The organism is Klebsiella sp. 2019SCSN059, assembly GCF_021739525.1.
Lineage (GTDB): Bacteria > Pseudomonadota > Gammaproteobacteria > Enterobacterales > Enterobacteriaceae > Klebsiella > Klebsiella quasipneumoniae.
This window is the reverse complement of the sequence record NZ_JAKKOM010000031.1, coordinates 25951-37965: the sequence shown is the minus strand read 5'-3', so window position 1 is coordinate 37965 and position 12015 is coordinate 25951. Positions and strand designations below refer to the sequence as shown.

The window sequence follows — 12015 nt, the reverse complement described above, 5'->3', positions numbered from 1 at the left end:
ATGCGTTTAAAACCGATAGTCACCGCGCTGTGTGCTGGCGCGCTGCTGGCCGCCTCCCCCTTTGCGTCGGCCAAAGAGCTGAAAGCGATAGGCGTGACGGTGGGCGACCTTGCCAACCCGTTTTTTGTGCAGATCACCAAGGGCGCGGAGCTGGAAGCCCGCAAGCTGGCGGGGGATAACGTCAAAGTGACGCTGGTCTCCAGCGGCTACGACCTGGGCCAGCAGGTGGCGCAGATCGACAACTTTATCGCCGCCAGGGTCGATATGATTATCCTCAACGCCGCCGATTCGAAAGGCATTGGCCCGGCGGTGAAGCGGGCCAAAGAGGCCGGGATCGTGGTGGTGGCGGTTGACGTTGCCGCCGAAGGGGCCGACGCCACCATCACCTCCGATAACACCCAGGCGGGCGAGCTGGCCTGTAAATACATTAGCGACCGTCTGAACAACAAAGGCAACGTGGTGATCATCAACGGGCCGCCTGTCTCCGCCGTACAAAACCGCGTCGAAGGCTGCGAAACGGAGTTCAAAAAACACCCGGATATTAAAATTTTGTCCTCCAACCAGAACGCGAAAGGCAGCCGGGAAGGCGGACTGGAGGTGATGACCTCCCTGCTGGCGGCCAATCCGAAGATTGACGGCGTGTTCGCGATCAACGATCCGACGGCGATTGGCGCCGATCTGGCGGCGAAACAGGCGCAGCGCAGCGAGTTCTTCATCGTCGGCGTCGACGGCAGCCCGGACGGCGAAGAGGCGCTGAAGCGTAAGAACTCGCTGTTCGTCGCGACGCCGGCGCAGGATCCGCAGGTGATGGCGGCGAAGGCGGTGGAAATTGGCTACAACATCCTGCAGGGCAAACCGGCCCCAACCGCGCCGGTGCTGATCCCGGTGACCATGATCGACAAAAACAACGTCAGTTCCTACAAAGGCTGGACCGTGAAATAAGCGCAACCGGGCGCACAATCGTTCCGCCGATTGTGCGCTACGCTTAACGAGTATGACGGCGCGGAGTAGCGATCATGGAACGTAAAGGGATTATTGCCGCAGGCAACATGCTGGTCGATCATGTCCACCAGATCAGACAGTGGCCGGAGCGCGGCTGGCTGGTGGAAATTATTCACAGCGAACGCGCCACCGGCGGCGCGCCGCTGAATGTCCTGCTGACCCTGGCCAAAATGCACGCCGGACTGCCGCTGCAGGCGGTCGGCCTGATTGGCGAGGATAACGATGGCGACTACATTACCGCCATGCTCGATCAGTACCATATCAATCGCCAGCTTGTGCAGCGCACCAGCTCCGCCCCCACCTCGATGACTCAGGTGATGACCGACGCCGAAGGCCAGCGCACCTTCTTTCACTCTCCCGGCGCCAACCGCCTGCTTGACCTTCCGGCCTTTGAGCCGCTGGATGCGCCGCTGAAAATTTTCCATCTCGGCTATCTGCTGCTGCTTGAAAGTCTCGATCGCCCCGACGAAGAGTACGGCACCCGCAGCGCGCGGTTGCTGGCGCAGATGCGCGAGCGAGGCTATGAGGTTTCCCTCGATCTGGTGTCGCGCAAGGGCGACCCGCGCTACCGCCCGCTGGTCCTGCCGGCGCTGGCGCATCTTGACTACCTGACCATCAATGAGCTGGAAGCCAGCGAGTTTAGCGGGCTGGAGATTCGTCTACCCAACGGCGAGCCGCACGTCGCCCATATCGCCCGCGCCGCCAGCGCATTGCTTGACGCAGGCGTGCGCCAGCGAGTGGTGATCCACTGTCCGGAGGGGGCATGGGGCGTCTCCCGTACCGAAGCCGGGCGCTGGGTACCGTCATGGCGGCTGCCGCCGGAGGAGATTGTCGGCAGCGTCGGCGCCGGTGATGCCTTCTGCGCCGGCCTGCTGTACGGCAGTCACGAACGCTGGCCGTTAACCGACAGTCTGCAGCTGGCTCATGCCTGCGCCCGCGCCAGCCTGCAGGCCGCCAATGCGATCGACGGCGCCAAAACGCTCTCTGAGCTGCAGGCGTTTATTCAGTTGCAGAATAGTGAGAGGGGTTAACACCGCCAGCAATGGGCAGGCCGGTTAGACAGCCCCCGCCCTACGCCGCCTTCTCGCTGTGGGTCACGTCGGCGGAAAAGACATAGCCCAGGCCGCGCAGCGTTTTAATCAGCGTCGGCTGATGCGGGTTCAATTCGATTTTGCGCCGCAGGCGCATGATCAGCACATCGATGGTGCGATCGAACACCTCGGTGCTTTCGGTATGGGTTAGCGCCAGCAGCTGTTCACGGTTCAGCACCCGGCGGGCGTTCTGCGCCAGCGCCAGCAGCAAACCGTATTCTCCCTGGGTCAGCGGGATCGCCTGCTGCTGTGGGTTATACAGCTCACAGCGGGTGGTATCCAGCCGCCAGCCGTTGAACGTCAGGCCGGCGACGCCGCCCGGCGCCTCGCTGGCCAGCGCCCCGCTGCGCCGCAGCACCGCCTTCACCCGGGCGACCACCACCCGCGAACTGAACGGTTTGGCGATGTAATCATCGGCGCCCATCTCCAGGCCCACCACCACATCGGACTCGCTGCCCAGGCCGGAGAGCATCACCACCGGCAGCTCAGGCCGCGTGCGCTGCAGCTGCTGGAGCACCTGCAGACCATGGGTATCCGGCAGGATCATATCCAGCAAAACCAGCGCGATGTCCGCCCGCTGCGCCACCGTCGCCAGCGCGTCGCCGCCGGTCTGGCAGACCAGCACCTCAAACGCGTGCGCGCCGAGCACATCGCTGAGCAGCTCGCCCATCGCTATGTCGTCATCAACCACTAAAATGACCGGTTTCATCTTTGCCTCTGCCCGCGGGGAGTTAGTGTCAGTCTGATCGATTCTGCAAGGCTGCGCCGACAAATTCCTCTCCCGGTGACATTTTTTCAAGCGCCGTCACATCTCCAGGGTATCGACACGTCAAATCTGTCGACAGGCTGTTTTTCGTCAGCATTTCGCCCAAAAAAGCCACGTATCATCAAGGAATACCCACAATGAAAATATGGCATAGAAGATGCATAGTGACGGCGCGATAGCGCAAACGCGCCCATTGAATAACTGGAGCAAGACCGATGAAAAAAGTCGTCACGGTTTGCCCGTATTGCGCATCAGGTTGCAAAATCAACCTGGTGGTCGATAACGGCAAAATCGTTCGGGCTGAAGCGGCGCAGGGGAAAACCAACCAGGGAACCCTGTGCCTGAAGGGCTATTATGGCTGGGACTTTATTAACGATACCCAGATCCTGACGCCGCGCCTGAAAACCCCCATGATCCGTCGTCAACGCGGCGGCAAGCTGGAAGCTGTCTCCTGGGATGAGGCGCTGGATTACGTCGCCACTCGCCTCAGCGCCATTAAAGCCAAATATGGCCCGGATGCGATCCAAACCACCGGCTCCTCCCGCGGTACCGGTAATGAAACCAACTATGTGATGCAAAAATTCGCGCGCGCCGTTATTGGTACCAATAACGTCGACTGCTGCGCTCGCGTCTGACACGGCCCTTCGGTTGCAGGTCTGCACCAGTCGGTCGGTAATGGCGCCATGAGTAATGCCATCACGGAGATTGATAACACCGATCTGGTGTTTATCTTCGGTTACAACCCGGCGGATTCCCACCCTATCGTGGCGAATCACGTCATTAACGCTAAACGCAACGGGGCGAAAATTATCGTCTGCGACCCGCGCAAAATTGAAACCGCGCGCATCGCCGATATGCACATTGCGCTGAAGAACGGCTCGAATATCGCGCTGCTCAACGCCATTGGCCACGTGATTATTGAAGAGGATCTGTACGATAAATCCTTCGTCGCCAGCCGTTCCGAAGGCTTCGAGGAGTATCGCAAAATCGTTGAAGGCTATACGCCGGAGTCGGTGGAGGAGATCACCGGGGTCAGCGCCCAGGAGATCCGCGCCTGCGCCCGGATGTACGCCAGCGCCAAATCCGCCGCCATTCTGTGGGGCATGGGCGTGACCCAGTTCTACCAGGGCGTGGAGACCGTGCGTTCCCTGACCAGCCTGGCGATCCTCACCGGCAACCTCGGCAAACCGAGCGTCGGCGTCAACCCGGTGCGCGGCCAGAACAACGTCCAGGGGGCCTGCGATATGGGGGCGCTGCCGGATACTTATCCGGGCTATCAGTACGTTAAGTTCCCGGAAAACCGCGAGAAGTTCGCCAAAGCCTGGGGCGTCGACAGCCTGCCGGCACATACCGGCTATCGCATCAGCGAGCTGCCGCACCGCGCGGCGCATGGCGAAGTGCGGGCGGCGTATATTATGGGGGAAGATCCGCTGCAGACCGATGCCGAACTGTCGGCGGTGCGCAAAGCGTTCGACGATCTGGAGCTGGTTATCGTCCAGGACATTTTCATGACCAAAACCGCCTCCGCGGCCGACGTCATCCTGCCGTCCACCTCGTGGGGCGAGCACGAAGGCGTGTACACCGCAGCGGACCGCGGCTTCCAGCGCTTCTTTAAAGCGGTAGAGCCGAAGTGGGATCTGAAAACCGACTGGCAGATCATCAGCGAAATCGCCACCCGGATGGGTTATCCGATGCACTATAACAACACCCAGGAGATCTGGGACGAGTTGCGGCATCTGTGCCCGGACTTCTACGGCGCCACCTACGAGAAAATGGGTGAGCTTGGCTACGTCATGTGGCCGTGCCGCGATGAGTCCGACGCCGATCAGGGGACGTCGTATCTGTTTAAAGAGAAGTTCGATACCCCGAACGGGCTGGCGCAGTTCTTTACCTGCGACTGGGTCGCGCCGATCGATAAGCTCACCGACGAGTACCCGATGGTGCTGTCGACGGTGCGCGAAGTCGGCCACTACTCGTGCCGTTCAATGACCGGTAACTGCGCGGCGCTGGCGGCGCTGGCGGATGAGCCTGGCTATGCGCAGATCAACACCGCCGACGCCGAACGGTTAGGCATTGAGGATGAAGCGCTGGTGTGGGTGAATTCGCGCAAGGGTCGGATCATCACCCGCGCGCAGGTCAGCGACCGGCCGAACAAAGGCGCGGTGTATATGACCTACCAGTGGTGGATTGGCGCCTGTAACGAGCTGGTGTCGGAGAACCTGAGCCCGATAACCAAAACGCCGGAGTACAAGTACTGCGCGGTCAACGTTGAGCGGATTGCCGATCAGCGCGCGGCGGAACAGTACGTGATCGACGAGTACAACAAGCTGAAATCCCGCCTGCGCGAAAGCGCGATGGGTTAAGGTGCGGCGGCCTGATCCGGCTCGCGCGATGCGTAGGCCGGATCTGGCGCAGCCGCCACCCGGCATACAAGCGGCGCCGTGCCCGCGTACCTGCGGTAGGTAGAGCGAATCCGCTCTACCTACCGATCCCTGTCATTTTCTTCTTTTTCGCCTCCCTTTATACTGCGCGCTATGTTCCTTGCTGATAATAAATACAAATGAAATACCTCTTTTTATTTTTACTGGTCATTACCAGCGGCGCAGCGGTGGCCACCGAACCGGGTAGCCGGTATCAACAGCAGGCGGAAGCCGGCGATCGACGCGCGCAATATTACCTTGCGGATACCTGGGTGAGCTCCGGCGATTATCAGAAAGCCGAATTCTGGGCACAGAAAGCAGCGGCGCAGGGCGATGGCGACGCGCTGGCCCTGCTGGCGCAGCTAAAAATTCGCAATCCGCAGCAGGCGGACTATCCGCAGGCCCGCCAGCTGGCGGAAAAAGCCGTCGAGGCCGGCAGTAAATCCGGGGAGATCGTCCTCGCGCGAGTGCTGGTGAACCGTCAGGCTGGCCCCACCGACGTGGCGCACGCCATCACGCTTCTGCAGGATGCCGCCCGGGACAGCGAAAGCGATGCGGCGGTAGACGCCCAGATGCTGCTGGGGCTGATCTACGCCAGCGGCGTGCACGGTCCGGAAGATGATGGGAAAGCGAGCGCCTACTTTAAAGGCAGCTCGGCGCTCTCACGGACCGGCTATGCCGAATACTGGGCCGGGATGATGTTCCAGCAGGGAGAGAAAGGCTTTATCGAACCGAATAAGCAGAAGGCGCTGCACTGGCTTAACGTCAGTTGCCTGGAGGGGTTTGATACCGGCTGCGAAGAGTTTGACAGGATCAGTAAAGGATAAGAAAAAGCCCGGCGCTCGCGCCGGGCTTTGTGTTTTATTGCGCGGTTTTATCAAACTTGCCCAGCACTTCGCGTTCATACGCCAGCGCTTTTTTGCGGTCGAACTTATGCTCCCACTTGGCGATAACCAACACCGCCAGCGCATTGCCCACCACGTTCAGCGCGGTACGCGCCATGTCGAGGATACGGTCGACGCCGGCGATAAAGGCGAGGCCCTCCAGCGGGATCCCGACGCTGCCCAGGGTGGCCAGCAGCACCACAAAAGAGACGCCCGGCACGCCGGCGATCCCTTTCGAGGTCACCATCAGGGTCAGTACCAGGGTGATCTCCTGCCAGATGGAGAGGTCGATGCCGTACAGCTGGGCGATAAAGATCGCCGCGATGCTCTGATACAGCGTTGAGCCATCGAGGTTAAAGGAGTAGCCGGTCGGCACCACGAAGCTGGTGATCGACGCCGGCGCGCCATAGGCTTCCATTTTCTCGATAATACGCGGCAGCACGCTCTCGGAGCTGGCGGTGGAGTAAGCCAGAATCAGCTCATCTTTCAGGATGCGGATCAGGATCCAGATGCTCAGGCCGCACAGGCGGGCGACAATCCCCAGCACCACCAGCGCGAAAAACAGGATCGCGAAGTAAACCAGCAGCACCAGCTTGGCCAGCGGCCACAGCGAGGCGAAACCAAAGGTGGCGACGGTCACTGAAATCAGGGCGAACACCCCGATCGGCGCATAGCGCATCACCATATGGGTGACTTTGAACATGGTTTCGGAGATGGAGCGGAAGACCGTCACCAGCGGCTCACGGTGCGTCGCCGGCAGCGAGGAGAGCCCCAGACCAAACAGCACCGAGAAGAAAATAATCGGCAGCATATCGCCTTTCGCCATCGACGCCACGATGTTGGTCGGCACCAGCGACAGGATGGTGCCCATCAGGCCATGCGCATGGCTCTGCACCTCAGCGGTGGTGTTCTGGTATTTCGAAATATCAACCGCCGCCAACTGCGACATATCAATGCCCGTTCCCGGCTGGAAGACGTTGGCCAGGGTGATACCCAGCACGATCGCCACCGTGGTGATCACTTCGAAATAGATAATGGTTTTGGCGCCGATCCGGCCTAACTGTTTGGCATCGCCCACGCCGGCAATCCCGACCACCAGGGTCGAAATAACAATCGGGACTACGATCATTTTAATCAGATGGATAAAGATATCGCCCGCCGGCGTCAGCAAATTGCTAATCAACCAATCGCGACTTTCGGCGTGGTAATGCAGATAACTGCCCAAAAGGATACCCAGCACCAGGGCTAGCAAAATTTGCCAGGCCAGACTGACTTTTTTTGTTTTCTTCACTACAGACTTCCTCAATGAAAGGCACCATTCCTTTTCGTCATGGTACCCACTGCAGGGGGTATGAATTGTGTTGCGTTGCTTTGTGGGGTTATTTAACGCGCAATATCAGTATCATTTGCACGGCATGCTGCGCAAGCCTTTAAGAATAGGGCTTTCTTCTGGTTTTCTGCATAAAGTCACGGATTTTCCCCAGTTATAATGCATAAGTATTTGTAATAAAAAATATTTCACATCTTCGGTTTCTATAAATTCATTTACGCAATTATTTCACTTCAAAGTTTCATTTGACGAAATTTCACTCAGTTGAATCATTGCGTGATCTGCCCCCCAATTAACAAACAAAGCTGTCAAAACCCCTACTCTTAACGTTTGTTTGACATATATTTAACAAGTTCAAAGGAGAAAAAAAGCCATGAGCCAAATACACAAACACCCTATTCCCGCTAACATTGCGGAACGTTGCCTGATTAACCCGGATCAGTACAAGGCGCAGTATCAACAATCCATAACCGACCCTGATACATTCTGGGGCGAGCAGGGCAAAATCCTTGACTGGATGCGCCCCTACACCCGCGTGAAGAATACCTCCTTTGCGCCGGGTAACATTTCCATCAAATGGTATGAAGACGGCACCCTGAACCTCGCCGCCAACTGCCTCGACCGCCATCTCGCCGAGCGCGGCGATCAAACCGCCATCATCTGGGAAGGCGACGACGCCAGCCAGAGCAAGCACATCACCTACCGTGAACTGCATGCGGACGTCTGCCGCTTCGCCAATGTGCTGCTCGGCCTCGGGATTAAAAAAGGCGACGTGGTCGCCATCTATATGCCGATGGTGCCGGAAGCCGCGGTGGCGATGCTGGCCTGCGCCCGCATCGGCGCCATCCACTCGGTGATTTTCGGTGGCTTCTCGCCGGAGGCGGTGGCCGGACGTATTATCGACTCCAGCTCGCGCCTGGTGATCACCGCGGATGAAGGGCTGCGCGCCGGTCGCGCCATCCCGCTGAAGAAAAACGTCGATGACGCGCTGAAAAACCCGAACGTCAACAGCATTGAACACGTCGTGGTCCTGAAACGTACCGGCGGTAAAATCGACTGGCAGGAAGGCCGCGATCTGTGGTGGAGCGATCTGATGGCGAACGCCAGCGCCGAACACCGCCCCGTCGAGATGAACGCCGAAGATCCGCTGTTCATCCTCTATACCTCTGGCTCCACCGGTAAACCGAAAGGGGTGTTGCACACCACCGGCGGCTATCTGGTCTACGCGGCCACCACCTTTAAATACGTTTTCGATTACCACCCGGGCGATATTTACTGGTGCACCGCCGATGTCGGCTGGGTCACCGGCCACAGCTATCTGCTGTACGGCCCGCTGGCCTGCGGCGCCACCACTCTGATGTTCGAAGGGGTGCCGAACTGGCCAACCCCGGCGCGTATGTGCCAGGTCGTCGATAAGCATAAGGTCAGCATTCTGTATACCGCTCCGACGGCGATTCGTGCCCTGATGGCGGAAGGCGACAAGGCTATCGAAGGCACGGACCGCTCCTCACTGCGCATTCTCGGCTCGGTCGGCGAACCCATTAACCCGGAAGCCTGGGAGTGGTACTGGAAGAAGATCGGTAACGAGAAGTGCCCGGTGATGGACACCTGGTGGCAGACCGAAACCGGCGGCTTTATGATCACCCCGCTGCCGGGGGCGATTGAGCTGAAGGCTGGCTCCGCTACCCGCCCGTTCTTCGGCGTTCAGCCGGTGCTGGTGGATAACGAAGGCCTGCCGCTGGATGGCGCCACCGAGGGCAATCTTGCTATCGCCGACTCCTGGCCCGGCCAGGCGCGAACCCTGTTCGGGGATCATGAGCGCTTTGAGCAAACCTACTTCTCCACCTTCAAAAATATGTACTTTAGCGGCGACGGCGCGCGCCGAGATGAAGATGGCTATTACTGGATCACCGGCCGCGTGGATGACGTTCTGAACGTCTCCGGCCACCGTCTGGGTACTGCCGAGATCGAATCGGCGCTGGTGTCGCACCCGAAAATCGCCGAAGCGGCAGTGGTCGGTATTCCGCACAACATCAAGGGCCAGGCTATCTACGCCTACGTGACGCTCAATCACGGTGAAGAACCGACGCCGGAGCTGTATGCGGAAGTGCGTAACTGGGTGCGTAAAGAGATTGGCCCGCTGGCGACGCCGGATGTTCTGCACTGGACCGATTCGTTGCCAAAAACCCGCTCGGGCAAAATCATGCGCCGCATTCTGCGCAAGATCGCCGCGGGCGACACCAGCAACCTCGGCGATACCTCGACTCTCGCCGATCCTGGCGTAGTGGAAAAACTGCTCGAAGAGAAGCAGGCCATTACCATGCCTTCTTAAGTAAGGACCGATTCCCTACACCCTCTCCCCCACCGGGGAGAGGATAAAAATAAGTCCCTCCCCCAGGATTTCACTCGCAGGAACGCCGTCAGCGAACCGTATCCCGGCCTTTAACGCCGGAGGGGTTGCTGTCGCCAGCGTCCGCTGCGTGGATGACGAAAGGGAGACCTCTGGAGACGCTAAGATGAATGAACAACTTTGTCAGCGGATAGAAAATAGTGCGCATTTCAGGGAGCTGGTGGCATCACGGCAACGGTTTGCCGCCATTCTGTCAGTGATTATGTTAGTGATCTATGTGGGCTTTATTCTGCTTATCGCCTTCGCGCCAGGCTGGCTCGGCACGCCGCTGCACGCCGGGACCAGCGTCACCCGCGGGATCCCGCTGGGCATCGGTGTGATCGTCATTTCGTTTGTTCTCACCGGTATTTATGTCTGGCGGGCCAACGGTGAATTCGACCGTTTGACCAAGAGCGTTCTCAACGAGGTAAAAGCATGATCAAGAGAGTCCTGACGGCGCTCGCCGCCACGCTGCTGCCCCTCGGCGTTCAGGCCGCAGACGCCATTACCGGCGCGGTACAGCGCCAGCCGACCAACTGGCAGGCGATTGTCATGTTCCTGATTTTCGTCGCCCTGACCCTGTACATCACTTACTGGGCGTCAAAACGGGTGCGTTCGCGCAGCGATTACTACACCGCCGGCGGCAATATCACCGGTTTCCAGAACGGGCTGGCGATTGCCGGCGACTTTATGTCGGCAGCGTCGTTCCTTGGTATCTCTGCGCTGGTGTATACCTCCGGTTACGACGGTCTGATCTACTCGCTGGGCTTCCTTGTCGGCTGGCCGATTATCCTGTTTCTGATTGCCGAACGTCTGCGCAACCTTGGCCGCTACACCTTTGCCGACGTGGCGTCCTATCGTCTCAAACAGGGACCGATCCGCACCCTCTCCGCCTGCGGCTCGCTGGTGGTGGTGGCCCTCTATCTGATCGCCCAAATGGTCGGCGCCGGCAAGCTGATCCAGCTGCTGTTCGGCCTTAACTATCACGTTGCGGTGGTGCTGGTGGGCGTCCTGATGGTGCTCTATGTCCTGTTCGGCGGCATGCTGGCGACCACCTGGGTGCAGATTATCAAAGCGGTTCTGCTGCTGTTCGGCGCCAGCTTTATGGCCTTTATGGTGATGAAGCACGTCGGCTTCAGCTTCAATAATCTGTTTACCGAAGCGATGGCCGTCCACCCGAAAGGCGCGGCGATTATGAGCCCCGGTGGGCTGGTGAAAGATCCGATATCCGCGCTCTCCCTTGGCCTCGGTCTGATGTTTGGTACCGCCGGCCTGCCGCATATCCTGATGCGTTTCTTCACCGTGAGCGACGCCAAAGAAGCGCGTAAAAGCGTGTTCTACGCCACCGGCTTTATGGGCTACTTCTATATTCTGACCTTTATCATCGGCTTCGGCGCCATCATGCTGGTCGGCGCGAACCCAGTGTTCAAAGACGCAGCCGGGCAGCTTATCGGCGGCAATAATATGGCGGCGGTGCATCTGGCGGATGCGGTGGGCGGCAACCTGTTCCTCGGCTTTATCTCCGCGGTCGCCTTCGCCACCATTCTGGCGGTGGTCGCTGGCTTGACGCTGGCGGGCGCCTCAGCGGTGTCGCACGACCTGTACGCCAACGTCTTCCGTAAAGGGGCGACCGAGCGTCAGGAGCTGAAGGTCTCCAAAATTACGGTGCTGATCCTCGGCGTGGTGGCCATTCTGCTGGGCATCCTGTTCGAAAATCAGAATATCGCTTTCATGGTCGGCCTGGCGTTCTCTATTGCCGCCAGCTGTAATTTCCCGATTATCCTGCTGTCGATGTACTGGTCGAAGCTGACCACCCGCGGGGCGATGATCGGCGGCTGGCTGGGTCTGCTGACGGCGGTGATTCTGATGATCCTCGGCCCGACCATTTGGGTGCAGATCCTCGGTCATGAGAAAGCGCTGTTCCCGTATGAATATCCGGCGCTGTTCTCCATCGCTATCGCGTTCATCGGTATCTGGCTTTTCTCCGCGACCGATAACTCACCGGAAGGAATGCGCGAGCGTGAGCAGTTCCGCGCCCAGTTCATTCGTTCACAAACCGGGATCGGTATCGAACGCGGCCAGGCGCATTAACCGCCGCCTTCCCTTCTCCGGCACCTGCCGGGGAAGGGGCTT

Annotated in this window: 9 protein-coding genes and 1 pseudogene; 7 read left to right on the top strand and 3 right to left on the bottom strand. The window is 59.2% G+C overall.

All coding sequences use genetic code 11. The features are described 5' to 3' along the window. Positions 1–942: an ABC transporter substrate-binding protein gene (locus L2I46_RS23505; RefSeq protein ID WP_032454582.1), complete on the top strand. Its 942-nt coding sequence runs from the start codon at positions 1–3 to the stop codon at positions 940–942. A gap of 74 nt (positions 943–1016) precedes the next feature. Beyond that, positions 1017–2033, top strand: coding sequence for a carbohydrate kinase family protein (locus L2I46_RS23500; protein WP_032454581.1), 1017 nt, complete (start codon positions 1017–1019; stop codon positions 2031–2033). 40 nt (positions 2034–2073) lie between these two features. On the opposite strand, the gene L2I46_RS23495 is transcribed toward L2I46_RS23500, so the two are convergent. Next, the gene (locus tag L2I46_RS23495; RefSeq protein ID WP_044525150.1) at positions 2074–2802 is read right to left on the bottom strand and encodes a response regulator; all 729 of its coding nucleotides are present in this window, start codon (positions 2800–2802) and stop codon (positions 2074–2076) included. Positions 2803–3074: 272 nt separating this feature from the next. Here L2I46_RS23495 and fdhF point away from each other — a divergent pair, with 272 nt between their 5' ends. Then, a complete protein-coding gene (fdhF, locus tag L2I46_RS23490) occupies positions 3075–5222 on the top strand; it encodes a formate dehydrogenase subunit alpha (protein WP_077598907.1) in 2148 nt (715 codons plus the stop codon). A gap of 197 nt (positions 5223–5419) precedes the next feature. After that, entirely contained in the window at positions 5420–6106 is a 687-nt protein-coding gene (locus tag L2I46_RS23485) for a tetratricopeptide repeat protein (RefSeq protein ID WP_023291654.1), read from the top strand. A 34-nt stretch (positions 6107–6140) separates the two neighbouring features. On the opposite strand, the gene gltP is transcribed toward L2I46_RS23485, so the two are convergent. Both gltP and L2I46_RS23475 read right to left on the bottom strand, forming a co-directional pair. After that, positions 6141–7454, bottom strand: coding sequence for a glutamate/aspartate:proton symporter GltP (gene gltP, locus L2I46_RS23480; RefSeq protein WP_004206354.1), 1314 nt, complete (start codon positions 7452–7454; stop codon positions 6141–6143). A 111-nt stretch (positions 7455–7565) separates the two neighbouring features. Further along, a pseudogene (locus L2I46_RS23475) lies at positions 7566–7766 on the bottom strand (hypothetical protein). A 100-nt stretch (positions 7767–7866) separates the two neighbouring features. Here L2I46_RS23475 and acs point away from each other — a divergent pair. The 3 genes from acs (at position 7867) to actP (ending at position 11973) form a co-directional block, all read left to right on the top strand. Continuing rightward, complete coding sequence (acs, locus tag L2I46_RS23470; RefSeq protein ID WP_004206352.1) at positions 7867–9825, top strand: acetate--CoA ligase; 1959 nt, start codon at positions 7867–7869, stop codon at positions 9823–9825. 184 nt (positions 9826–10009) lie between these two features. Continuing rightward, on the top strand, positions 10010–10321 hold the full coding sequence (locus tag L2I46_RS23465) for a DUF485 domain-containing protein (protein ID WP_004206350.1): 312 nt from the start codon (positions 10010–10012) through the stop codon (positions 10319–10321). After that, positions 10321–11973 carry a cation/acetate symporter ActP gene (gene actP / locus L2I46_RS23460; protein WP_032429245.1) on the top strand — a complete coding sequence of 551 codons (1653 nt, stop codon included), beginning with the start codon at positions 10321–10323 and terminating at the stop codon, positions 11971–11973. The genes L2I46_RS23465 and actP overlap by 1 nt, the downstream gene beginning before the upstream one ends. Positions 11974–12015 lie beyond the last annotated feature (42 nt).